Source organism: Streptomyces sp. NPDC000151, from assembly GCF_040301705.1.
In the GTDB taxonomy this organism is placed as follows: Bacteria; Actinomycetota; Actinomycetes; order Streptomycetales; family Streptomycetaceae; genus Streptomyces.
This window is the reverse complement of sequence record NZ_JBEPFC010000114.1, coordinates 1-24784: the sequence shown is the minus strand read 5'-3', so window position 1 is coordinate 24784 and position 24784 is coordinate 1. Positions and strand designations below refer to the sequence as shown.

The 24784-nt window shown below is 72.1% G+C and carries 20 protein-coding genes and 1 tRNA gene; 18 read left to right on the top strand and 3 right to left on the bottom strand.

Translation table 11 applies throughout. The annotated features are described in order from the left end of the window. Both ABT381_RS26220 and ABT381_RS26215 read left to right on the top strand, forming a co-directional pair. Positions 1–168 (top strand): TadE family type IV pilus minor pilin (locus ABT381_RS26220; RefSeq protein ID WP_351598962.1); only part of this gene is annotated, 168 nt, incomplete at its 5' end. A 103-nt stretch (positions 169–271) separates the two neighbouring features. Beyond that, positions 272–622, top strand: a complete 351-nt coding sequence (locus ABT381_RS26215; protein WP_467754752.1) for an Rv3654c family TadE-like protein — start codon at positions 272–274, stop codon at positions 620–622. On the opposite strand, the gene ABT381_RS26210 is transcribed toward ABT381_RS26215, so the two are convergent. After that, a complete protein-coding gene (locus ABT381_RS26210; protein ID WP_351598954.1) occupies positions 619–3111 on the bottom strand; it encodes a DEAD/DEAH box helicase in 2493 nt (830 codons plus the stop codon). The genes ABT381_RS26215 and ABT381_RS26210 overlap by 4 nt on opposite strands. Before the next feature lie 55 nt (positions 3112–3166). On the opposite strand from ABT381_RS26210, the gene bldG reads away from it, so the two are divergent. The 6 genes from bldG to ABT381_RS26180 all read left to right on the top strand — a co-directional run bounded on the left by bldG (position 3167) and on the right by ABT381_RS26180 (position 10072). Continuing rightward, the gene (bldG, locus tag ABT381_RS26205; RefSeq protein WP_030260174.1) at positions 3167–3508 is read left to right on the top strand and encodes an anti-sigma factor antagonist BldG; all 342 of its coding nucleotides are present in this window, start codon (positions 3167–3169) and stop codon (positions 3506–3508) included. Between the two features lie 110 nt (positions 3509–3618). Then, positions 3619–4077, top strand: a complete 459-nt coding sequence (locus ABT381_RS26200) for an ATP-binding protein (protein ID WP_351598952.1) — start codon at positions 3619–3621, stop codon at positions 4075–4077. Positions 4078–4775: 698 nt separating this feature from the next. Beyond that, positions 4776–7172, top strand: a complete 2397-nt coding sequence (locus tag ABT381_RS26195; RefSeq protein WP_351598950.1) for a sodium-translocating pyrophosphatase — start codon at positions 4776–4778, stop codon at positions 7170–7172. 213 nt (positions 7173–7385) lie between these two features. Continuing rightward, a complete protein-coding gene (locus tag ABT381_RS26190; protein WP_351598948.1) occupies positions 7386–7958 on the top strand; it encodes a small secreted protein in 573 nt (190 codons plus the stop codon). A 204-nt stretch (positions 7959–8162) separates the two neighbouring features. Next, a complete protein-coding gene (locus ABT381_RS26185) occupies positions 8163–9755 on the top strand; it encodes a DUF7059 domain-containing protein (RefSeq protein ID WP_351598946.1) in 1593 nt (530 codons plus the stop codon). Positions 9756–9874: 119 nt separating this feature from the next. Then, entirely contained in the window at positions 9875–10072 is a 198-nt protein-coding gene (locus ABT381_RS26180) for a hypothetical protein (RefSeq protein WP_351598944.1), read from the top strand. Between the two features lie 48 nt (positions 10073–10120). On the opposite strand, the gene ABT381_RS26175 is transcribed toward ABT381_RS26180, so the two are convergent. Then, positions 10121–10615, bottom strand: coding sequence for a DUF2752 domain-containing protein (locus ABT381_RS26175; protein WP_351598942.1), 495 nt, complete (start codon positions 10613–10615; stop codon positions 10121–10123). Between the two features lie 492 nt (positions 10616–11107). Here ABT381_RS26175 and topA point away from each other — a divergent pair, with 492 nt between their 5' ends. From topA to ABT381_RS26145, 6 genes are all read left to right on the top strand, one after another. Further along, entirely contained in the window at positions 11108–13936 is a 2829-nt protein-coding gene (gene topA / locus ABT381_RS26170; protein WP_351598940.1) for a type I DNA topoisomerase, read from the top strand. A gap of 166 nt (positions 13937–14102) precedes the next feature. Next, the gene (tmk, locus tag ABT381_RS26165; RefSeq protein ID WP_351598938.1) at positions 14103–17453 is read left to right on the top strand and encodes a dTMP kinase; all 3351 of its coding nucleotides are present in this window, start codon (positions 14103–14105) and stop codon (positions 17451–17453) included. Positions 17454–17685: 232 nt separating this feature from the next. After that, positions 17686–18918, top strand: a complete 1233-nt coding sequence (locus tag ABT381_RS26160) for a DNA polymerase III subunit delta' (protein WP_351598958.1) — start codon at positions 17686–17688, stop codon at positions 18916–18918. A 200-nt stretch (positions 18919–19118) separates the two neighbouring features. Then, positions 19119–20711: an alpha/beta hydrolase gene (locus tag ABT381_RS26155; protein WP_351598936.1), complete on the top strand. Its 1593-nt coding sequence runs from the start codon at positions 19119–19121 to the stop codon at positions 20709–20711. An 80-nt stretch (positions 20712–20791) separates the two neighbouring features. Next, positions 20792–20865 (top strand) — tRNA-Thr (locus tag ABT381_RS26150). Positions 20866–21604: 739 nt separating this feature from the next. Then, complete coding sequence (locus tag ABT381_RS26145; protein WP_351598934.1) at positions 21605–21826, top strand: hypothetical protein; 222 nt, start codon at positions 21605–21607, stop codon at positions 21824–21826. A gap of 111 nt (positions 21827–21937) precedes the next feature. Here the strand turns inward: ABT381_RS26145 and ABT381_RS26140 are convergent, their stop codons facing one another. Next, a complete protein-coding gene (locus tag ABT381_RS26140; protein WP_467754748.1) occupies positions 21938–22177 on the bottom strand; it encodes a chaplin in 240 nt (79 codons plus the stop codon). A 370-nt stretch (positions 22178–22547) separates the two neighbouring features. On the opposite strand from ABT381_RS26140, the gene ABT381_RS26135 reads away from it, so the two are divergent. The 4 genes from ABT381_RS26135 to ABT381_RS26120 form a co-directional block, all read left to right on the top strand. Continuing rightward, positions 22548–22793, top strand: a complete 246-nt coding sequence (locus ABT381_RS26135) for a chaplin (RefSeq protein ID WP_351598932.1) — start codon at positions 22548–22550, stop codon at positions 22791–22793. Positions 22794–23005: 212 nt separating this feature from the next. Then, positions 23006–23416, top strand: a complete 411-nt coding sequence (locus tag ABT381_RS26130) for a rodlin (protein ID WP_351598930.1) — start codon at positions 23006–23008, stop codon at positions 23414–23416. Between the two features lie 370 nt (positions 23417–23786). Beyond that, positions 23787–24020: a chaplin gene (locus ABT381_RS26125; RefSeq protein ID WP_351598928.1), complete on the top strand. Its 234-nt coding sequence runs from the start codon at positions 23787–23789 to the stop codon at positions 24018–24020. Positions 24021–24155: 135 nt separating this feature from the next. After that, positions 24156–24784 (top strand): chaplin (locus tag ABT381_RS26120; RefSeq protein WP_351598926.1); only part of this gene is annotated, 629 nt, incomplete at its 3' end.

Genomic DNA, 24784 nt, shown 5'->3' with positions numbered 1-24784 from the left:
CTGGCAGCGGCCCGGGCGGCCGCCCCGCGCGGGGCGCGGGTGGCGCTGCGACGGGAGGGCGACCTGGTGCGCGTACGTGTCGAGGCGGCGGCTCCGGCGCTGGGGCCGCTGGCCATGACGCTCAGAGGGGAGGCGGTCGCTCTTGCTGAGGAGACGGTGGGGCGGTGAGTCGCGCAGGAGCAGCGGCGGACTGCCGAGACGGTGCAGCGGTGAGCTGCGGAGACGGCGGGGAGACAGGGGCTCCGCGACGGTTTGGGCGGCCGTGAGCACCATGGCGCTGTGTGCGGTGTTCGCCGTGGTGATCGCGCTGGGGCAGGCGGTGATCGCCCGTCACAGGGCAGGAGCGGCTGCGGACATGGCGGCACTCGCCGCGTCGGCGCGGAGTGTGTACGGAGAGGCGGAGGCATGTGGCGCGGCCCGTCGGGTCGCGGTGGCGCAGGGAGCCCGGCTGGTGCGGTGCACGGTGCGGGCGGCCGTCGCGGACGTCTCGGCCGAGGCCCGCGCGGGACCGTTCGCCCCGCGCATCCGCTCCCGGGCGGGACCGGCGGACGCACCCCTGAACCCGACCGGGGCACCCCCGCCCCGAGATCAGCCGGCGCCGACGCCAGCGGCGCCCGCCTAGGTCGCCCCGGCACCCGCCTCGTCCGCCCCGGAACCGTCCCCGGCACCGGCCGCCTCGGTCGCCCCCCGCACCAGCTCCGTCAGCAAGCGGACGGCGCCCCGCTTGTGGAGTGGTTCGTTGCCGTTGCCGCACTTGGGGGACTGGATGCAGGACGGGCAGCCGGCGTCGCACTCGCAGGAGGCGATGGCCTTGCGGGTGGCGGTGAGCCACTCGGCCGCGGTGTGGAAGGCGCGTTCCGCGAAGCCCGCGCCGCCGGGGTGGCCGTCATAGACGAAGACCGTGGGCAGCAGCGTGTCGGGGTGCAGCGGGACGGAGACGCCGCCGATGTCCCAGCGGTCGCAGGTGGCGAAGAGCGGAAGGATGCCGATGGAGGCGTGTTCGGCGGCGTGCAGGGCGCCGCCCAGCTGTTCCGGATTGACCCGGGCCGCGTCGAGCTGGTCCTCGGTCATCGTCCACCACACGGCGCGGGTGCGCAGCGTACGCGGCGGGAGGTCGAGTTTGGTCTCGCCGAGCACTTCGCCCGTGATCAGTTTGCGGCGCAGGAAGGAGACGACCTGGTTGGTGACCTCGACGGAGCCGAAGCACAGGCGCGCGTCCCCCCACGGCACCTCGGTGTCGGTCTCCAGGATGGAGATGGCCGTGGTGTCGCGGGCGGTCGTGGACCACGGCGGTGTGGACTCCTCGACCAGGGCGACGCTGTCCTCCAGGTCCAGGTGCTGCACGACGTACGTACGGCCCATGTGCAGGTGAACCGCGCCCTCGTGGACGGTGGAGTGCGCGGCGGCCTCGTCCACCGTGCCCAGCAGCCGGCCGGTGGCGGCCTCCACGACCTGAACGGGGGAGCCGCCCTGGCCGCGGATGTCGGTGAGGTCGGCGGCGCGTTCGCGGCGGGTCCAGTACCAGGACTTTCCGCGGCGGCGCAGCAGCCGGCGGCGTTCCAGGCCCGCGAGCACGTCGGGGGCCTCCGGACCGAAGAGGGCCAAGTCCTCCTCCCCGAGCGGGATCTCCGCCGCGGCGGCGCACAGGTGGGGCCAGAGGACGTACGGATTGTCGGGGTCGAGGACGGTCGACTCGACCGGCTGGGAGAAGAGGGCTTCGGGATGGTGGACGAGGTAGGTGTCCAGGGGGTCGTCGCGGGCGACGAGTACGGCGAGCGCGCCCTGGCCGGCCCGGCCCGCGCGGCCCGCCTGCTGCCACAGGGACGCGCGGGTGCCGGGATAGCCCGCGATGAGGACGGCGTCCAGGCCGGAGACGTCGATGCCCAGTTCGAGTGCCGTGGTGGCGGCGAGCCCGAGGAGGTCGCCGGTGTGCAGGGCGCGCTCCAGGGCGCGGCGCTCCTCGGGGAGATAGCCGCCCCGGTACGCCGCGACCCGGCTCGGGAGCGACCGGTCGACCTCGGCCAGCCGTTCCTGGGCGATCAGGGCGATCAGCTCGGCGCCGCGCCGGGAGCGGACGAAGGCGACGCTGCGGACGCCCTGTACGGCGAGGTCGGTGAGCAGGTCGGCGGTCTCGGCGGTGGCGGTGCGGCGGACGGGCGCGCCCTGCTCGCCGTGCAGGTCCGTCAGCGGCGGCTCCCACAGGGCGAAGACGACCTCTCCGCGCGGCGAGGTGTCCTCGGTGATCTGCACGACCGGCCGGCCGATGAGCCGGGCGGCGGATTCGGCCGGCTCGGCGGAGGTGGCGGAGGCCAGCAGGAAGACCGGTTCGGAGCCGTAGCGCGCGCAGACCCGGCGCAGCCGGCGTATCACCTGCGCGACGTGCGACCCGAAAACGCCGCGGTAGGTGTGGCACTCGTCGATGACCACGTAGCGCAGCGCGCGCAGGAAGGAGGACCAGCGGGGATGGGCCGGGAGGATGCCGCGGTGCAGCATGTCGGGGTTGGTGAGGACGTAATTGCCGTACTGACGCACCCATTCGCGTTCTTCGACCGGCGTGTCGCCGTCGTAGACGGCGGGCCGGATCGCGGTGCCCAGCGGCGCCGCCAGGTCGCGCACGGCGCGCCGCTGGTCGGCGGCGAGCGCCTTGGTCGGAGCGAGGTACAGCGCGGTCGTCCCCCGCCCGTTGGGCGCCTCGGAACCGTCCAGCAGTCCCGACAGCACGGGGGCGAGATACGCGAGCGACTTTCCGGAAGCGGTGCCGGTGGCGACGATGACGGACTCGCCGCGCAACGCGTGCTCCGCCGTGCGGGCTTGGTGACTCCAGGGGCGCTCGATGCCGGCGGTACGGATGGCGTCGATCACTTCCGTACGGATAGATACGGGCCAGTCGGCATGGCTGCCGATCCGTGGGGGCAAGTGCTCCGTATGGGTGATGCGCGTAGCGCGGATCTCTCCCCTGGCGAGCCGGTCGAGGACCATGCCCGGGGAGGGTCGCGCACCCGCATCCGGCGGCGGTTGATTGGAGGCCATCGGCACCGAGTGTGTCACCGGAGTGACGGACAATGCTCTTAAGGCGTCGTGCGCGCCTGCTGGTAAGTGATTGAATGCCATCGCGGCTGCCGATCCATGGGGGGCGACCGCTCGATAGCAAGGTGCTGGAGGATCCGTGGACCTGTCCCTGTCGACCCGTACCGTTGGCGACCGTACGGTCGTCGACGTCGGTGGCGAGATTGATGTATATACCGCGCCCAAGCTGCGGGAGCAGCTGGTCGAGCTCGTGAACGACGGCAGCTACCACCTCGTGGTGGACATGGAGCGCGTCGACTTCCTCGACTCCACCGGGCTCGGCGTGCTGGTGGGTGGCCTGAAGAGGGTGCGTGCCCACGAGGGCTCGCTGCGCCTGGTCTGCAACCAGGAGCGCATTCTTAAGATCTTCCGTATCACCGGACTGACCAAGGTGTTCCCGATTCACACCTCGGTCGACGAGGCCGTCGCGGCAACCGACTGACGGCTGTTCGGTGCCCCGTGCCGCGTGCACGGGGGCAGGAAGCAGTGGGGGGTACCGGACGACGCGTCCGGCCCCCTGCGTAGCACGCCCGCATATCGAGGGGGATGGCAATGGCCACCGTCGAACTTCGTTTCAGCGCCCTGCCCGAGCACGTACGGACCGCGCGCCTGGTCGCGGCCGCCGTGGCGCGACGGGCCGGGGTGGACGAGGCGGTGCTCGACGAGGTCCGTCTCGCCGTCGGTGAGGCGTGCAGCCGTGCGGTGGGCCTGCACCGCAGTAACGACGTCGCCGCGCCCATCACGGTCATGCTGATCGAGGACGAGAAGAAGTTCTCCATCGAGGTCGGTGACGAGGTGCCGGGGACGCCCGCCGGATCCGTGCCGGGCGGCCAGGGCGCCGCTGACGGCGAGCCGGACGGCGCGGAGTCCGTGATCGGCGACGAGGCCGAGGACGAGATGGGCCTCGCGGTGATCAGTGGCCTGGTCGACGACGTCGAGGTGTCCTCCAGCGAGGCCGGTGGCGTCATCCGCATGACCTGGCCGACGGTCCCGGACCCGGTACTGCCGTAACCCGCTGCTGCCGTAACCCCGGCACTGCCGTAACCCCGGGTTCAGCCCCGTCCTGTCAGGACCTCCGCCGTAGCCCGACGACTCCGGGCCGGCCAAGCACCTTCACCACGCGCCCTCACGGCGCCTCCTGACGGCCGCGCACTCTCCGGCTGCCCTCCCCGCGCGCCGCACCGCGAGAAGCCGCCAGCCGGCCACGAGAAGCCGCCAACGGCCGCCGGAACCCGCCCCCGCGACCACCGACCCGCCCACCGCTCCTACTGGTGCCGTACGGCGGTCCATGTCGTCCGCGTGCGTGGGGCGTCGCGCACAGCTGTACCGGCGGGCCTACGCCTGCGCCTACATGTTCGTACACGTACGCACACGCGCGCCGCGCCGTCGGCGCCGGGCGCCGGAGCGGAGGCCGCGGCTCCGCGGCGCGCCCCGTGCGGCCCGCGCGCAAAGGATCTCGCGCGCGGCTCTGAGCAGCGGCGTTCAATAGGACAGCGAGATCATCCGGACGCGGTCAGCGAATTTGCCGCATTCCGTCTTCCGGGCGAATTCTGGGAGCGATCACCTATTGATCTTCGCGGCTGCAGGCGAATTCCCTTTGACGCGTACTGTTTTGATCTAGTGCGGCTCCCTACAATCCGTCCACATCTTTGCTCAGGACGCCTGAGCGTGCATTCGCGCGCCCATGTGCCAAACGTCAAGGAGGACGAATGGCGGGGCCTTACACCCCTCAGATGCTCGACACCCCCACATACCTGGCCGAGCCATCGCTGACGAGCGGCAACCGCGGCATGGTGCTGGTGATCGCCCTCGTGGCGCTGGCGGCGCTCGCCGTCGCGGCCGTACTGGTACGGCAAGTGCTCGCGGCCGGCGAGGGCACCGACAGCATGAAGAAGATCGCCGCTGCCGTGCAGGAAGGCGCCAATGCCTATCTCCAGCGGCAGTTGCGCACCCTCGGCGTATTCGCCGTCGTGGTGTTCTTCCTGCTCATGCTGCTGCCCGCCGACAACTGGACGCAGCGCATCGGTCGCAGCGCCTTCTTCTTGATCGGCGCGGGATTCTCCGCGGCCACCGGCTATATCGGCATGTGGCTCGCGGTGCGCAGCAATGTGCGCGTCGCCGCGGCCGCCCGCGAAGCCACTCCCGCCGAAGGGGACACGGCGCCCCGTGATCTGACGGCCGTCTCGCACAAGGCGATGAAGATCGCGTTCCGTACGGGCGGCGTCGTCGGCATGTTCACGGTGGGCCTCGGCCTGCTGGGCGCCTCCTGCGTCGTCCTCGTGTACGCGGTGGACGCTCCGAAGGTGCTGGAAGGCTTCGGCCTGGGCGCCGCGCTGATCGCCATGTTCATGCGAGTCGGCGGCGGCATCTTCACCAAGGCCGCGGACGTCGGCGCCGACCTCGTCGGCAAGGTCGAGCAGGGGATTCCCGAGGACGACCCGCGCAACGCCGCGACCATCGCGGACAACGTGGGCGACAACGTCGGCGACTGCGCCGGTATGGCGGCCGACCTGTTCGAGTCGTACGCCGTCACCCTGGTCGCCGCGCTGATCCTCGGCATGGCGGCCTTCGGCGACGCCGGCCTGGCCTTCCCGCTGCTCGTTCCGGCCATCGGCGTCGTCACGGCGATGATCGGCATCTTCGTCGTCGCGCCCCGGCGCTCCGACCGCAGCGGCATGACCGCCATCAACCGCGGCTTCTTCATCTCCGCCGGGATCTCGCTGGTGATGGTGGCCGTCGCCGTCTACACGTACCTGCCGTCCACCTACGCGGGCCTCGCGGGCGTCACCGACGAGGCGATCACCGGCCGCTCGGGCGACCCGCGTGTGCTGGCCCTGGTCGCGGTCGCCATCGGCATCGTCCTCGCCGCGCTCATCCAGCAGCTGACCGGCTACTTCACCGAGACCAACCGGCGCCCCGTACGGGACATCGGCAAGACCTCGCTGACCGGCCCGGCGACCGTCGTGCTGTCGGGCATCTCCCTCGGCCTGGAGTCGGCGGTCTACTCGGCCGTGCTGATCGGCCTGGCCGTCTACGGCGCGTTCCTGCTGGGCGGCGCGTCGATCATGCTGGCGCTGTTCGCGGTCGCGCTGGCCGGTACGGGCCTGCTGACCACGGTCGGCGTCATCGTCGCCATGGACACCTTCGGGCCGGTCTCCGACAACGCGCAGGGCATCGCCGAGATGTCCGGTGACGTGCAGGGCGACGGCGCGCAGGTGCTCACCGACCTGGACGCGGTGGGCAACACCACCAAGGCCATCACCAAGGGCATCGCGATCGCCACGGCGGTGCTCGCGGCGGCCGCACTGTTCGGGTCGTACCGCGACGCCATCGGCACCGCGGTGGCGAAGGTGGGCAGCGCCGCCCACGGCATGGCCCTGAGCCTGGACATCTCGCAGCCCAACAACCTGGTCGGGCTGGTCCTGGGCGCCGCGGTCGTCTTCCTCTTCTCGGGGCTGGCGATCAACGCGGTGTCCCGGTCGGCGGGTTCGGTGGTCTACGAGGTGCGCCGGCAGTTCCGGGAGAAGCCCGGGATCATGGACTACACCGAGACGCCCGAGTACGGGCGGGTCGTCGACATCTGCACCAAGGATGCGCTCCGCGAGCTGACCACCCCAGGCCTGCTGGCGGTGCTCACGCCCATCGCGGTCGGCTTCTCGCTCGGCGTCGGCGCGCTCGGCTCGTTCCTGGCGGGCGCGATCGGTACCGGCACCCTGATGGCGGTGTTCCTCGCGAACTCCGGCGGCGCCTGGGACAACGCCAAGAAGCTGGTCGAGGACGGCCACCACGGCGGCAAGGGCAGCGAGGCGCACGCGGCGACCGTCATCGGTGACACCGTGGGCGACCCGTTCAAGGACACCGCGGGCCCGGCGATCAACCCGCTGCTGAAGGTGATGAACCTCGTGGCCCTGCTGATCGCGCCGGCCGTGGTGAAGTTCAGCTACGGCGACGACGCGAACGTCGGCGTACGGATCGGGGTCGCGGTCCTCGCGCTGCTCGTCATCGTGGGCGCGGTGTACCTCTCCAAGCGCCGCGGCATCGCCGTGGGTGACGAAGACAACTCGGGGAAGGTCGCGCAGACGGTCGACCCGGCGGTCGTCTCCTAGCGGGCGACGGCACAACCGCTCAACGGGCGGGTGCGTGAGGTGTTTTGTACGCCTCGGGCACCCGCCCGTCGGCGTGCCGGGCAGGAGAGGTATCGGTCACCGTCCCTTGGTGCAAATGGCTTCAATGCGGGTCGTACGGGATGCTCGTCTCATGGTCAAAGCCCTCTGGGCGTGTATGTTCCGGGGCCGAGAGCCACGGAAGGGACCAATCCGGTGAACAAGAAGCTTGTGGCTGCACTGTCCGGCGGTGCGGCACTGGTGCTCGCGCTGACCGGCTGCAGCGACGACGGCAACAAGAAGCTCGATGACTGGGCCAAGCGTTTCTGCGACCCGGCGCAGGCTCAGTTCAAGCAGATCCAGGACGCCAACGCGTCGATGCAGACCGCTGACGACGGCAGCACCGACTCCAAGAAGGTGCAGCAGACCGACTCCCAGGCGTTCCAGAAGATCTCGGACGCGTACGGCTCGCTGGCGAAGTCGCTCGGCAAGGCGGGCGCCCCGCCGGTCGACGGCGGCGGCGCCGACCAGAAGAACGCGGTCAAGGAGCTGAAGGGTCTCTCCTCGGGCTACGCGGACCTGAAGAAGCAGGTCGACGGCCTGGACACCAAGGACAAGCAGAAGTTCGCCGACGGGCTGCGCTCGCTGTCGGACGGCATCAACAAGCTCAACAAGAAGAGCGAGGCCGCCTTCAAGAAGCTGGAGACCGGCGACGTCGGCAAGGCGATGGCGGGTCAGAAGGGCTGCCAGACCCAGAAGGCGACGGCTTCGCCCAAGAAGAGCTCCTGACCGACGCGCTACAGGGGGCGCTGACCGACGCCGCTCCTAGGGGCGCCGCTTTACGAGCGCTGCTCCCACGCGCGCCGCTCGTACGGGCGCCGCGGCCCGGTCGGTACGGAGAGCCTGTGTCCGGGACACATCCGTACCGGACCGGCCGGGGCGCCGTCGTCGTGCCGGTGGTTCGCTGTCAGTGGTTGCCCTGACAATGGGGGCGTGAGTACGCACCTCCCCGTCGCAGACGACCGAGACCCCGAGTCCGCCGCCCGCACCTCCCGGCTGCGGGAGGCGCTGCTGGCCGCGGGCTTCACCGCCGACGGCCTGCTGGAGCTGCTCGGCGCCACCGCCTACGCCGCGCTGGCCCGCAGCGAGACCGTGCCGGCCCTGCGCGCCACGAGAGGCGACGGCCCCCAGGCGACGCTGGTGCGGCTCTTCCTGCTCCAGCAGCCGGTGCCGGCCGCCCGCGCGGGCGCCGCGCTGCCCCTGGACGACTGCCTCGCCGACGGCTGGCTCGTCCGGGACGGCGACGACGTGCGCGCGACCGTGGACGTGCGGCCGTACGGCGGCCCCGAGGGCCAGGACTGGTGGATCGTCTCCGACCTGGGCTGCGCGGTCGGCGGCGCGGGCGGCATCGGCCGCGGCCCGGCCGGCGTGGACCGCTCCGAGCTGGTGCTCGGCGTGGGCGGCGCGTCCACGACCCTCGCCGGGATCACGCTGCGCCCCCAGGGCGGCGCCCCGGCCGCCGGCCCGCACTTCGACTCCGTACTCGACCTCGGCACGGGCTCCGGCATCCAGGCGCTGCACGCGGCCCAGTACGCCACCCAGGTCACCGCCACGGACCTGAACCCGAGGGCGCTGCGCATCGCTGCCCTGACCCTCGCGCTCTCCGGTGCGCAGCCCGCCGACCTCCGGGAGGGCTCGCTGTTCGAGCCGGTCGGCGAGGAGACGTACGACCTGATCGTCTCGAATCCGCCCTTCGTGATCTCCCCGGGCGCCCGGCTGACGTACCGGGACGGCGGCATGGGCGGCGACGACCTGTGCCGCACGCTGGTGCAGCAGGCCGCCGGGCATCTGAACGACGGCGGCTACTGCCAGCTGCTGGCCAACTGGCAGCACGTCGAGGGCGAGGACTGGCGCGACCGGCTGCGCGCGTGGGTGCCGCGCGGCTGTGACGCCTGGATCGTGCAGCGCGAGGTGCAGGACGTCACGCAGTACGCCGAGCTGTGGCTGCGGGACGCCGGCGACCACCGGGCGGGCCCGGAGGAGTACGCCGCGCGGTACGAGGCGTGGCTGGACGAGTTCGAGGCGCGCAAGACGAAGGCGATCGGCTTCGGGTGGATCACGCTGCGCAAGTCCGGCGCCGAGGACCCCTCGATCACCATCGAGGAGTGGCCGCATCCGGTGGAGCAGCCGCTCGGCCCCACGGTGCTCCGCCACTTCGAGCGCCAGGACTACCTGCGCGCCACGGACGACGCGGCGCTGCTGGCCGGGCGGTTCAAGCTGGCCCCCGAGGTCGTGCAGGAGCAGGTCGGGCTGCCGGGCGCCGAGGACCCGGAGCACGTGGTGCTCCGTCAGAACAGGGGCATGCGGCGGGCCACGAAGGTCGACACGGTCGGCGCGGGCTTCGCCGGTGTCTGCGACGGCACGCTGCCGGCCGGCCGCATCCTGGACGCGATCGCCCAACTGGTCGGCGAGGACCCGGTGATGCTGCGGGACCGCACGCCGGAGGCGATCCGGATGCTGGTCGAACAGGGCTTCCTGGAGCCGGTCGGCGGCCCGGTGGCGGCCGCGACGCCCGGGGAGGGCTGACGGGGAAGGCGGGCCGACGGGCGGGCGTACCGGGGAATGTGAAGCCCGTACGGGGGAGTCGCCGCGCGCGTTCACCCGCTGTTCGCCCGCAGGCCGTGCGGGGGTGCCAGGGTGCCCGTATGGAAAGTGGACCCGCGGTGTTCTCCGGTGCCGCCTTCGCTCTCTTCGGCGGCGGGCTGCTGCTGTGGCTGGTGGCGCGCGTCAGTCTCCGCGCGCCGGTCGCCCACGGTGTGACTCGCCCGCTCGCGGTGACCATGACCGCGCTCTTCGGCACGCTGTTCCTGGCGGCCGGCTGCTGGCTGCTGTCCGCCGCATAGGGCGACGGCCGCTGGGCGACGGCCGCCGGGGCGACGCCCGTGTGCCGGTCAGCCCACCACGTTCCGTACGACGCCCCAGACGATCGCGGTCGTCAGGGCCGCGGCCAGGGCACGCGGCGTCGGCCGGAAACGGTAGCGGCGGCCCCGCAGCCCTTCGTAGAGCAGCCGCCCGCCCACGTACGCAGCGAGCGGCGCTCCGAGGAGAAGCAGCGCCGCGTTGTCGTGGAGGGCCGCGGGCAGATCACCGTGCAGCAGGTCGTAGACCATGCGGGTACCGCCGCACGCCGGGCAGAGCAGGCCGGTCATGGCGTTGAAGGGGCAGCGCGGCAGCGGCTGGCCCGGCTGGTGCGGGTCGGTGTGCCACAGATAGGCGCAGGCCGCCGCCGTGAGACCGGTCACCACCGCGACGCCCAGCAGCGTCGCCCGCCGCACCCGTGGACCGTCCTCCGCCGCGCCCGGTGCGGCGGCCGCCGACGCGCCCGGGATCGGAGGGGCCGGCGGCACCGATACCGCACTGGCGTGGACGTCGCGCTCGCTCGTCATGGCCGGTGCCCCCCGAAGACGTCTGTGTGTGACCCGCCACCCATCCTGCCAGCCGCCCGCGCGCCGCCGCCGGGCCCCTGAGAGCCGCCCCTCGGTACCCGCCGGCGGCCCCGGAAAGGCCCGGGGGAAATGCGGACGGGACGCGGAAACGGAATATCTCCCGCACCCCTTCCGTTCCAGGTCCGCAGCGTCTGCCGGAGCCGGATCCGGAGTATCCCCTTCCGTGGCGCCCCGACCCGTCTGCCGCCTCGTCGCGGCCCTTCCCGCCGCCCCTTCGCGGCACATGATCACGCCCAGTGGTGGAGCCCGCGGCGCGCGGTCCGGGCGGCATGAAGGGCTGGACTCGGGTTACCGTTCGAGTGGCGTTGTGGGCTTTTTCCGTTTGACACGGGGGCGGGATGTACCGTCACACTCCGCAGCGTCACCGAAGAGTCGCCCTCGGGAATCCCCTCCCGAGGTACCCCCCAGCGCCGACCGGAGAGAAGAGCGAAGTTGTCCCCGACCAGCGACACCGCACAAGGCGGCGGCCGCCGACTCGTCATCGTCGAGTCGCCTGCCAAGGCGAAGACGATCAAGGGCTACCTCGGCCCTGGTTACGTCGTCGAAGCGAGCGTCGGGCACATCCGTGACCTTCCCAACGGCGCCGCCGAGGTCCCGGCGAAGTACAAGGGCGAGCCGTGGGCCCGCCTCGGCGTGAACGTCGACGCCGACTTCCAGCCGATCTATGTCGTGAACAGCGACAAGAAGGACCAGGTCAAAAAGCTCAAGGAGCTGCTGGCCGAGTCCGACGAACTCTTCCTCGCCACCGATGAGGACCGCGAGGGCGAGGCCATCGCCTGGCACCTGCAGGAGATCCTCAAGCCCAAGGTCCCCGTCCACCGCATGGTCTTCCACGAGATCACCAAGGACGCCATCCGGGACGCCGTGGCGAACCCGCGGGAGCTGAACAAGAAGCTCGTCGACGCCCAGGAGACCCGCCGCATCCTCGACCGCCTCTACGGCTACGAGGTCTCGCCGGTCCTGTGGAAGAAGGTCATGCCCCGGCTGTCGGCCGGCCGTGTCCAGTCGGTGGCCACCCGCCTCGTCGTCGAGCGGGAGCGCGAGCGCATCGCCTTCCGCTCCGCCGAGTACTGGGACCTGACCGGCTCCTTCGCCACCGGCCGCGAGGGCGACGCGACCGACCCGGGCACCTTCGGGGCCCGCCTGACCACCGTCGACGGCCGCCGCGTGGCCCAGGGCCGCGACTTCGGCTCCGACGGCCGGCTCAAGTCCGACCAGGTCCTGCACCTGGACGAGGCGAACGCGCGGGCGCTGGCCGCCGCCCTCGAGAACACGAGCTTCGCGGTCCGCTCGGTCGAGTCCAAGCCGTACCGCCGCTCCCCGTACGCGCCCTTCCGTACGACGACGCTGCAGCAGGAGGCCAGCCGCAAGCTGGGCTTCGGTGCCAAGGCGACCATGCAGGTGGCCCAGAAGCTGTACGAGAACGGCTTCATCACCTACATGCGTACGGACTCCACGACGCTCTCCGACACCGCCATCGCGGCGGCCCGGGCGCAGGTCACGCAGCTCTACGGCGCCGACTACCTCCCGGAGAAGCCGCGCAGCTACGCCGGCAAGGTCAAGAACGCGCAGGAGGCGCACGAGGCGATCCGCCCCTCCGGCGACCGCTTCCGCACCCCTGCCGAGACCGGCCTGACCGGCGACCAGTTCCGGCTGTACGAGCTGATCTGGAAGCGGACCGTCGCGTCGCAGATGAAGGACGCCACCGGGAACAGCGTCACCGTCAAGCTCGGCGGCACGGCGAGCGACGGCCGGGACGCCGAGTTCAGCGCGTCCGGCAAGACCATCACCTTCCACGGCTTCCTGAAGGCGTACGTCGAGGGCGCTGACGACCCGAACGCCGAGCTGGACGACCGCGAGCGCCGGCTGCCGCAGGTCGCCGAGGGCGACGCGCTGACAGCGCGCGAGATGTCCGTCGACGGCCACGCCACCAAGCCGCCGGCCCGCTACACCGAAGCGACGCTGGTCAAGGAGCTGGAGGAGCGGGAGATCGGCCGCCCGTCGACGTACGCGTCGATCATCGGCACGATCCTGGACCGCGGCTACGTCTTCAAGAAGGGCACGGCCCTGGTGCCGTCCTTCCTGTCCTTCGCCGTGGTCAACCTCCTGGAGAAGCACTTCGGGCGGCTCGTCGACTACGACTTCACCGCCAAGATGGAAGACGACCTCGACCGCATCGCACGGGGCGAGGCCCAGTCCGTGCCGTGGCTGCGCCGCTTCTACTTCGGCGAGGGCGACGACGCGGGTGCCGCCTCCCGGGCCGGCAACGGCGACGGCGACCACCTCGGCGGCCTGAAGGAGCTGGTCACGGACCTGGGCGCGATCGACGCCCGGGAGATCTCCTCCTTCCCCGTCGGGGACGGCATCGTGCTGCGCGTCGGCCGCTACGGCCCGTACGTGGAGCGCGGCGAGAAGGACTCCGAGAACCACCAGCGCGCCGATGTGCCGGACGACATGGCACCCGACGAGCTGACCGTGGAGTACGCCGAGGAGCTGCTGGCCAAGCCCAGCGGCGACTTCGAGCTGGGCACGGACCCGGAGTCCGGCCACCAGATCGTCGCCAAGGACGGCCGGTACGGCCCGTACGTCACCGAGATCCTGCCCGAGGGCACCCCGAAGACCGGCAAGAACGCGGTCAAGCCGCGCACGGCCTCGCTCTTCAAGTCGATGTCCCTGGACACGGTCACGCTGCAGGACGCGCTCAAGCTGATGTCGCTGCCGCGGGTGGTCGGCCAGGACGCCGAGGGCGTGGACATCACCGCGCAGAACGGCCGCTACGGCCCGTACCTGAAGAAGGGCACGGACTCGCGCTCCCTGGAGAACGAGGAGCAGCTCTTCACCATCACGCTCGACGAGGCGCTGGCGATCTACGCCCAGCCCAAGCAGCGCGGCCGGGCAGCCGCCAAGCCGCCGCTGAAGGAGCTGGGCACGGACCCGGTCAGCGAGAAGCCGGTCGTGGTCAAGGACGGCCGCTTCGGCCCGTACGTGACGGACGGCGAGACGAACGCGACCCTGCGCCGCGACGACGACGTCGAGACGATCACGCCGGAGCGCGGCTACGAACTCCTGGCGGAGAAGCGCGCCAAGGCCCCGGCCAAGAAGAAGACCACCGCCAAGAAGACAACGGCGAAGAAGGCCCCGGCAAAGAAGACGGCAGCCAAGAAGACCGCCGCAAAGAAGACGACGACCGCGAAGAAGACGGCTGCGAAGAAGACGACGGCCAAGAAGACGGCCGCGAAGTCGGCGACGTCCGACGACTGACCGAGGCTTGCGCCCGTCAGGGCGCAGCCCTCGGGGGCGCGGGGAACTGCGCGACCAGCCACGACGTGGCCGCAGACGGCCGGCGGCAGGGCAGGCCCCGCCCAGAGGCCGATCTCCTGTTCGGGCGGGCACCCGGTATGTCACCGGGTCCCGCTAGGCTGGCGGAATGACGCGTACCGAGCAGCCAACGGACGTGACCCCCACATCAGGCGCACTCGCCGCGGATTCCCGCGAGCGCGCCGTGCGAGCCCTGCTGCGCTTCCCTCCCCTCAAACGGCTGTGGAGCGCCCAGTTCGTCGGTGGCATCGGTGATGCCCTCGGTGTTCTGGTCCTGGTCCTGCTCGCGTTGCAAGCGGCGGTCTTCACCCCCCACGGAGGCACCGCGGCCTTCGGCGGCGGATATCGGGGCGCGGCCTTCGCGGTCGCCGCCGTCTTCGCTGCCCGGCTGCTGTCGACGCTGCTCTTCGGGGCCGTGCTGCTCGGCCCGCTCTCGGCGCTGACCGCGCCGGAAGGGCCGCTGGACCGCCGCTGGACCATGATCACCACGGACGCCCTGCGCGCCCTGCTGCTCATCGTCGCCCCCCTGTGGATCGACTGGGTCCACGGCAACGCCCTGGCCTGCGTGCTGATCACCGCCTTCGTCGTGGGCGTCGCCGAGCGCTTCTGGACGGTGTGCCGGGAGAGCGCGGCCCCCGCGCTGCTGCCCGCGCCGCCCGCCGAGGGCGACGCCGTGAGACCGCTGCCGGACAACCACGAGGCGCTGCGCCGCCTCTCGCTGCGCACGGGCTTCGTGGCGCTCCCCATCGCCGCCGCCGGCCTCCTGGTCGTCACGCTGGTGGGGAACGCGCTGGGGGCGGGCATCGAGTGGTTCCACACCCACCAGGCAGCGCTCGGCTCGTACGTCGCGGCCGGGCTGTTCGCCGCGTCCGTCTCGATCGTGTACTTCATCGAGTTCCCCGGCTCGCGGACCCCGCGTCCCCGCTCCCCCCTTGAGGGCCTGCGCCGCCCGAAGACCGGCACCGGTGTCGACAAGGGCCGTACGGGCGCTGTCCCGCTGCTCGTGCTGGCCTGCGCCGCGGTCGCCGCCGCGATCGCCGCGGCCGTCTCCCTGACCGTGCTGCACGTCCGCGACCTCGGCGGCGGCCCGGTCGGCTTCGCCCTCTTCGTACTGGCCCTGACCGGCGGCCCGGTCCTCGGCATCCGCAGCGCCCGCAAGGTCCTGCCCGGCTTCTCCCGCCGTCGGCTGCTCGCCCTGTCCGTGGCCGTCACCGGCCTCGCGCTGCTGGCCATGGGCCTGGTGCCCGACCCGACCACCGTCCTGCTGCTGGCGCTGCTGGCCGGGGTGAGCGCCGGCATCGCGGCCCACACCGGACACGCGCTGCTGGACCAGGAGGCCGAGGAGTTCCGCAGCTCCCGTACGACCGAGCACCTGCACGCCGTCGTGCGGCTCGCCATCGCGCCCGCCGCGATCGTCGCGCCGCTGCTGGCCGCCGCCATCGGCCCGCACCACCTCGGTACGGGCTCCTTCGTCTTCGCGCACGGCGGCGCGGCCTTCACGCTGATGCTCGTCGGCGCGCTGCTGCTGCCGGTCGCCGCGTGGGTACTGGGCAAGACCGACGACCGGCAGGGCGTCTCGCTCCGCCGTGACCTGCGCGAGGCGCTGCGCGGCGGGGACCCGGCCGAGGCCCCGGCCGCGACCGGCTTCTTCATCGCCCTGGAGGGCGGCGACGGGGCCGGCAAGTCCACCCAGGTCGAGGCGCTCGCCGACTGGATGCGGGCCAAGGGCCACGAGGTCGTGGTGACCCGTGAGCCGGGCGCCACCGCCATCGGCAAGCGGCTGCGCTCGATCATCCTGGACGTCTCGACGTCCGGCCTGTCGGACCGCGCCGAGGCCCTGATGTTCGCCGCCGACCGCGCCGAGCACGTGGAGAGCGTGATCCGGCCCGCCCTGGAGCGCGGCGCCGTCGTCATCACCGACCGGTACATCGACTCCTCCGTGGCGTACCAGGGCGCGGGCCGCAGTCTCGCCCCCACCGAGATCGCCCGCATCTCCCGCTGGGCCACCGACGGCCTTGTACCGCACCTCACGGTCCTGCTGGACGTCACCCCGGAGACGGCGCGCGAGCGCTTCACGGAGGCGCCGGACCGGCTGGAGTCCGAGCCCGCGGAGTTCCACGAGCGGGTGCGCAACGGCTTCCTGACGCTGGCCGCCGCCGACCCGGCCCGCTATCTGGTCGTGGACGCGGGGCTGGAGCCGGAGGCCGTCACCACGGTCGTACGGCACCGCCTGGACCAGGTGCTGCCGCTGTCCGAGGCCGAGGTGAAGGCGCAGGCCGAGGCCCGCAAGGCCGCCGAGGAGGAGGCCCGCAGGAAGGCCGAGGAAGAGGCGGCGCGCAAGGCCGAGGAGGAGCGGCAGGAGCGCGAGCGCCAGGAGCAGCTGGCCCGGCTGCGCGCCGAGGAGGAGGAGCGCAAGCGCCGCGAGATCGAGGCGGCCAAGGCGCGCGAGGCCGCCCGGCAGGCGGAGGAGGCCCGGCAGCGTGCCGAGGAGGCCCGTCGCCAGGCCGAGGAGGAGCGCAAGCGCCGGGAGGCCGAGGAGGCGGCGCGGCAGGCCGAGCGGGAGCGGCTGCGCCGGCAGCACGAGGAGGAGAAGCGGCTGCGCCAGGAGGCCGAGGAGCGCCGCCTGGAGAAGCAGCGCAAGGCCGAGGAGGCCCTGCTCCGCGCCGAGCAGGCCCGGCTCGCCGCGGCCTCGGCGACGGAGGGGCTGCACGACTCCGATGCGCCGACCACGGAGACGCCGGTCATCAGCATGCGCAAGGAGCCGCAGGAGCACGCCCCGCGGGACGCGGCGGAGACCGTGCCCGGCGGGACGCCGCGGGTGGAGATGCGCAAGGAGACGCGGCCCGGCGCGGGCGCCGGTGAGCCGGCCGGCCGTACCGATTCCGGGTCCGACCCCGAGGAGACCGCCGTACTGCCGCAGCCCGAGCCGGTCGCGGACGGCGACGGCGACCGGTCGTCCGCGGATGACCGGTCCGGTGCCGGCCGGCGGGCGCCCGCCGCGGGCTCCGGGGCCGCCGACGAGACGGCGGTACTGCCCTCCGTACGCCCCGAGGACGCGGCGCACAGCGGCGCGGCCGACGAGACCGCCGTACTGCCGCCGGTACGCCCCGAGGGCCCGGAGGACCGGGTGCCGTCGTGGATGTTCCGCCCGGAGCAGGGCGGCACGCGCCGTCCCGCCGCCGAGTCGAGCACCGAGCGCACGGCCGAGCTGCCGCAGATCGACCCGGCGGCGGGCCTGCCGTCCCCCGGCCGGACCGGCCAGTCGCCGTACGAGTCGTACGCGCCGCAGCAGCCGCACTCCCAGTACGAGCACCAGCCGCGGCCCGCCGGCGGCCGGCGGCGCCCGGAGTGGGCCGAGGAGACCCCGCTCGACGACCTCCCGACCCTCGCGGACGAGCTGCTCGGCCCGCGCGACACGGAGGAAGAGGAGGAGCGCCGCGGCCGCTGGGGCCGCCGCTGATCCCCGCCTCTCCGGCCCTCGGTACGTACGCGTCGTACCGGGGGCCGGTGGCGTTTCCGGCCCGGGGCGCCCCCCGGAGCGCGCTTTCCGCCCCACGTGGACGGGATTGTCAGTGCCGTCCACCACAATGGGACACGACGGCGGGACACAACGGCGGGATGCGACGGCGACGGGGCGGCCCGGCGGGTGGCAGGACCGCGTGGCAGGACACGGACAGGACGGCGGAGCGGCAATGGCGGTGTGGGACGACCTGGTGGGCCAGGAGCGGGTGACGGAGCAGCTCGCCGCCGCGGCGCAGGACGCGGACGCCCTGGTCACGGCCGAGCAGCCGGGCGCCGCCGTGCCCGAGTCCGCGCCGGAGTCCATGAGCGCGTCCAGGATGACGCACGCCTGGCTGTTCACGGGCCCGCCCGGTTCCGGCCGGTCCACCGCCGCCCGCGCCTTCGCCGCCGCCCTGCAGTGCGTGAGCCCGGATCGCGCGCTGGGCGGCGCCCCCGGCTGCGGCTTCTGCGACGGCTGCCACACGGCGCTGGTCGGCACGCACGCCGACGTCGAGGTGGTCCGTACGGACCTGCTGTCCATCGGCGTGAAGGAGACCCGCGACCTGGTCCGCCGGGCCTCGATGTCACCGGCCGGCGGCCGCTGGCAGGTGATCGTCCTGGAGGACGCCGACCGGCTCACCGAGGGCGCGGGCAACGTCCTCCTGAAGGCCGTCGAGGAGCCCGCGCCGCGCACGGTCTGGCTGCTGTGCGCCCCGTCCATCGAGGACGTGCTCCCCACCATCCGCTCCCGCTGCCGCCTGCTGACGCTGAGTACACCTGCCCCGTCCGCGGTGGCCGACATGCTGATGCGTCGCGACGGCATCGAGCCCGCGGCCGCCGTTGCCGCGGCTCGTGCCACCCAGGGCCACATCGGCCGGGCCCGCCGGCTCGCGACGGACGAGCGGGCCCGGGCCCGGCGCGCCGCCGTCCTCAAGCTCCCGCTCCGCGTCGACGACGTCGGCGGCTGCCTCAAGGCCGCGCAGGAGCTGATCGACGCGGCGGGCGAGGACGCCAAGCAGGTCGCCGAGGAGGTCGACACCAAGGAGACCGAGGAGCTGCGGGCCGCGCTGGGCGCCGCCGCGGGCACCGGCGGTCGGCTGCCGCGCGGCACGGCGGGCGTGATGAAGGAGCTGCAGGACCGGCAGAAGCGCCGCTCCACGCGTACCCAGCGGGACAGCCTGGACCTTGCCCTGACCGACCTGACCGGCTTCTACCGCGACGTCCTGGCGCTCCAGCTCGGCACGGCCGCCGAGCTGGCCAACGAGGACGTACGGGACAGCGTCCAGCGCATCGCCGCCGGCTCCACCCCCGAGCGCACGCTGCGCCGGATAGAGGCGGTCATCGCCTGCCGCCGCGCCCTGGACCGGAACGTCGCCCCGCTGCTGGCGGTCGAGGCCATGACGATGGCCCTCCGCGCGGGCTGAGAGCGCCGGGACGCCCACGGCGCGGCGAGCGCACCCGGTACCTCGCCGGGCGGCCGAACTCACTCGTACGAGGGCAATAGGCCAGGCATGACCCCATCAGGACCGATACGCTCCCCAGAGCTGTCGCCAACTGTCACCACTGGTCACCAATCGTCACCGAGCCGAGTGCCGCCACCGCCGCCGAACGAGGGACCGTACCCATGGACACCAGCCGTCTGCTCCGCACCTCCGGCGCCGTGCTCGCGGCCGCCGCGCTGCTCGTCTCCTGCAGTAAACCGGGCGGCGCGGATGGCGGCGCGGTCGCCTCGCCGGCCCAGCACGGCCCCGACGCCCGCCCGGAGAGCGACAAGGCGACCAAGCCCCTGGACCCGCTGCCCACGGACGTACCGGCGGCCCTGCGCCCGTACTACGACCAGAAGCCGAGCTGGCACTCCTGCGGCCCCAAGGGCTTCCAGTGCGCGACCCTCCGGGCTCCGCTGGACTACGCCAAGCCCAGCCGCGCCACCGACCTGAAGCTCGCGGTCTCCCGCAAGAAGGCCACCGGGCCCGGCAAGCGGATCGGCTCCCTGATGGTCGACCCGGGCGGCCCCGGCGCCTCGGCGATCAACTACCTCCAGCAGTACGCGCCGGAGCCGGCCGCCGTGAAGGCCCGGTACGACATGGTCGCGATGGACCCGCGCGGCGTGGCGCGCAGCGAACCGGTCCGCTGCCTCACGAACAAGCAGATGGACGGGTACACGCAGGTCGACCAGACCCCCGACGACAAGGCGGAGCAGGGCAAGCTCACCACCGCCTACAAGAAGTTCGCCGACGGCTGCCGGGCCCGCTCGGGCAAGGTGCTCGGCCATGTCTCGACCGTCGAGGCGGCCCGCGACATGGACATCTTCCGCGCCGTCCTGGGCGACCGGAAGCTGACCTACGTGGGCGCCTCGTACGGCACCTTCCTCGGCGCGATGTACGCGGGCCTGTACCCCTCCCGCGTCGGACGGCTCGTCCTGGACGGCGCGATGGACCCCTCCCTGACCTCCCGGCAGCTCAACGAGGACCAGACCGCCGGCTTCAACACCGCCTTCATGTCCTTCGCCGCCGACTGCGTCAAGAAGCGCGACTGCCCGCTGGGCACGAAGAGCGCCACGGACGCCGGCAAGCGCCTCTCCGCCTTCTTCCGCCGCCTGGACGCGCACCCGATCGCCACCGGCGAGTCCCGCAAGCTGACCGAGTCCCTGGCGACCAGCGGGGTGATCGCCGCCATGTACGACCAGACGGCCTGGCCGCTGCTGCGCGAGTACCTCACCAAGGCCCAGAAGGGCGACGGCAGCGGCCTGCTCGCCCTCTCCGACTCCTACTACGAGCGCGACCCGGACGGCAGCTACGCCAACCAAATGTTCGCCAACCCGGCCGTGAACTGCCTGGACCTCCCCCCGGCCTTCTCCTCGCCCGCCCAGGTCGAGGCCGCGCTCCCCGCCTTCCGCAAGGCGTCCCCGGTCTTCGGCGAGAACTTCGCGTGGGCGCCGCTGAACTGCGCGTACTGGCCCGCCAAGGCCACCGGCGAGGCGCACCGCATCGAGGCGAAGGGCGCGGCCCCCATCCTCGTCGTCGGCACCACCCGCGACCCGGCGACCCCCTACCCGTGGGCCCGCGGCCTCGCCTCCCAGCTCTCCTCCGGCCGCCTCCTCACGTACGAGGGCGACGGCCACACCGCGTACGGCCGCGGCAGCGACTGCGTCGACACCGCCGTGAACACCTACCTGCTGGAGGGCACGTCCCCCGCCAAGAACAAGCGCTGCTCCTGACCGCACCACGGGCCCCGGCCCCCCTCCGAATCCGATTACGAACCACCCCTCCGCCATGTGTAGACTGGGCCGCGCACCACGCCGCCTTAGCTCAGTCGGCCAGAGCGACGCACTCGTAATGCGTAGGTCAGGGGTTCGACTCCCCTAGGCGGCTCGGCGAGGGGAAGCCCCAGGTCACACCGTGACCTGGGGCTTTTTCCGTTGTCGGGCGTGAGGCGCCGACTGGAGCCCCGGCCGCACCCCTCGCCGGGGCCTGGGCAGGGGCCTGGGCAGGGGCGGGGGATGTGTCGGGAAATGAGGGTGTGCGGGCGGGGGTGGGGGTCGTAGGGTCGGGGTCGTACAGGACCACCCGTGTACGCGGGTGCAGGGATCTCCGAGCCCCCGAGATCGTCGTCCGGGCCCACAGACGGCCGGAGATCCGCTGAGTCTGCGGCGACATGCGGTTCTTCCGGCCCCGCCCTCCCGGACTTGTCCCGCCGGGATCATCCCGCGCTTCCGGCGGCCGGTGACGGGCGAAATCAGCGCCAGGAGACGGGGACGGGGAGCCACGCCTTCTCGCGCACGGTCGCCGCCGGAGCCGACTCACGTACCCGGCGGCGACCACTCGCCGGCCTCGGCGTTCCCGGCGCCCTCGCGGGACGGATTCTCGCGCCGGCCGGCGCCTTCTTTTTCTTTTTCGTCGGGCTTCGGCATTCGGTGCGGCCGCTACGCCATTCGATTGAAGGGTCAAGCGTCGCGGCGTTGCGGGGCAGCGTAGGACTGCCGGGGAATTCCCGCGACAGATGGTCCGGTGGATTGCGCCAGTGGAGTCATTCGCAAGTCTGAGCGAGCGCCCAAAGGGGTGGGGCTGTAATGATTTTTGTGTCCCACTTCTGCGCAGAAGGAGAGAAACCATGCGCAAGTTCATCGGACGCTTCGCCGCCACCGCCGCACTCACCGCAGCAGCGGTCGTCCCGCTGTCCGGGGTGGCCTCGGCCCAGACGCCGGCCGCCGCGCCGACGACCGCGCCGGCCGCCGGCCCCTGCGGGTGGGGCTGGGGTTACGACTGCTGGGATCACGGATGGTGGCACCACGACCACCTGATCGACCTCGACCTCGGCATCGGGCTCCTCTGACGGGCCCGTGAGCGGATCGGGAAAAGGGCTGCCGGGCCATGGGACGGCAGCGTGAAAAGGAGGAAGGGCCCCGCCTCTGCGGGGCCCTTCCTGCCTGCTGCGGCGCGAACGTCAGTCGTTGACGCAGGTGTTGCCGAAGGCGGGGTTCAGCAGGCCGATGATGTCGATGGTGTTGCCGCAGACGTTCACGGGCACGTGGACCGGAACCTGGACGGCGTTGCCGGACAGCACGCCGGGCGAACCGACGGCAGCGCCGGTGGCACCGCTGTCGGCCATCGCGGAACCGGAAGCGGCGCCCGCGGCGAGGCCGGCGGCGACCAGGACCATAGCGGCCTTGTGTGCAGTCTTCATGGGGAGTCCCTCCAGGGATGGTTACCGCGGCTCCGGACGGGCGCCGCACCGTGCTGAACGCAGATCCGGTCCATCGGCTACGGGCAGCCGCCGATAAACCTTCGATCGGCTCAATGCGCTGAATGTGCAGGAGCGACCGGCTGCATTCTGAATTCTGGCTGGTATTGAACGCCGTACTGCGTACCAGCCGCACGAGCCGCTTTCGGCGTGTTGCGATCCGTACACCGCAATCCGTACATCTGACCAGTGGTTCACCCGGGCGGGGCCGCACCCGTCGGGCTGTTGATGCGTTGATCGGTCTGTTAGCCCAACTGGGCGACGGAAATCGAAGCCGACGTTACTGTCCGCTGTTCAGTGAAGAGGTACTGCTATGTCGCGCGTTGCCAAGACCGCCCTGCTCACCGCCGTGGCCGGGGCCGCGGTACTCGGCGCTTCCGGTATGGCGTCCGCCACCACCGGCGCGGGCGCGTTCGGCGCCGCCGAGAACTCCCCGGGTGTCGGGTCCGGGAATGTCGTCCAGGTTCCGGTGCACATCCCCGTGAACGCCTGCGGCAACACCGTCACCGTGATCGGCGCGCTCAACCCGGTTTTCGGCAACCCGTGCGTCAACCGCTGACGGGAGTGCTCGCGACCGGCCGGTGAACCGGTCGGCCGGTACACCGGCCGGTGACCGCTTTCCGTAACGGCGCGGTGGTGTGATGCCCTTCGGGGCGTCAGGCCGCCGCGCCGTTGCGCGTTCATTCGAGTGACAGCACGCAACCAAACCCACCGGATCACGTTGACCAGTTCGCTCCGACTACGGGCATTCCGTATTGAGAAGGGTGAATCGTGTTCAAGAAGGTTCTTGCCACGGGTGCCGTGGCGGCGTCCATTGTGGGCATGTCGGCGGCAGCGGCCCCGCAGGCGCTGGCGCTCGGTGACGACGGCGGTGCCACCTCGCTGAGCGGTAACGGCTCCTCGTCGTCCTTCGGTAACCAGACGACGGCCGGCCACATGAGCACCCAGCTCGGTCTGGTCCAGGGCACGCTGAACAAGCCTTGCGTCGGTCTGCCGCTCAAGGCCAACATCGGTTCGCTCATCGGTCTCATCCCGATCACGGTCCAGGACATCAACGTGCTGGCGAACCCGCAGAACCAGCAGTGCACCGACAACTCCGGTCAGAACAAGGGCGACGAGCCCCTGTCGCACATCGTGGACAACATCCCGATCCTGTCGGCGAACGGCACCGACAACGGCTGATCCACCGGCCGCGAAGGCCCGGACCGCCTGTCCTCTCCTCCTGGGCGGTCCGGGCCTTTTCGCGTGCCAAAAAGGCCCGTTGGCGGGCCGCCGGTGGGCTGTCGACGGGCCGCCGACGGGCCGCCGACGGTCGCGCACCGGGTCGCATTCCGTACTGCTGAGGCGACGAGCGGAAATTCCTACAAACATTACTTCGGGCCGAGTCGTTGGGTCATTAGAGGGTGTTCCGAGGAAAATTCCGGCAGTGGGGTTTCGATTCCCCTGGGTGCTCGTTACCAGACACGGCAGCGTTGTTACGGGCGATCGGGATAGCGCTCGTGCGGCACGAAGGTCGTGACCGTTACGAACTCCGCTGCAGAAAGGGCTGAAAGTGAAGTACACGAAGGTCGCCGCGGTCGCCGCTGGAACGCTGATGGCGGCGGGTGCTGCCGCGCCGGCGTTCGCCGACGCGGGTGCCAGCGGTGCCGCCAACAACTCTCCGGGCGTGCTGTCCGGCAATGTCGCCCAGGTTCCGATTCACATTCCGGTGAACGTCTGCGGCAACACCATCGACATCATCGGCCTGCTGAACCCCGCCTTCGGCAACACCTGCGTCAACGACTGACGTTCGCGACGCACGCAGTTGCGAGTTCGACCCGGACGGCCTCGGGACGCATGCCATGCGCCCCGGGGCCGCCTTGTAGTTACGGGCGTACGGGCAGCAGCCCTTACGCGACGGCAAGCGAAGACAGGAAGACCAATGCGACAGGTCCTGGCAAAGGGTCTCCTCGCCGCCGCGGCCACCACGGGTGTGCTCGGGGTGACCGGAGGCACCGCGTTCGCGGACGCGGGAGCGAGCGGTGAGAGCGCGAACTCCCCGGGAGTGCTCTCCGGGAACAACGTCCAAGCACCGGTGGAGGTCCCCGCGAACATCTGCGGGAACAGCGCGGACGTCGTCGGGGCGCTCAACCCGTCCTTCGGCAACGGCTGTGCCAGCGACGGCGGAGGCGCCGGCCACCAGGCGTCGGGCGGGCACCAAGCGCCGGGCGGGCAGCAGGCGCAGGGCGGGCATCAGCAGCGCTCCGCCGAGGGCGGCGGGCAGCACGGCGGGCAGGACGACGCCGGGGAGGGCGCGGGCGCGGCCGGCTCGGCACAGAACTCGCCGGGCGTGGGCGCGGGCAACGACGCCAAGGCCCCCGTCGACGTCCCGGTGAACGCCTGCGGCAACTCCCTGGACATCGTCGGCCTGCTGAACCCCGTCTTCGGCAACCACTGCGCCGGGTCGTCCAGCGAGCAGAAGCACGCCGACGACTCCGTACCGCACCACGTGACGCCCGACGCGCCGCGGCCGGCCGGGCCGGGGGACGCGCGCGCCGGCGACGGGACGGG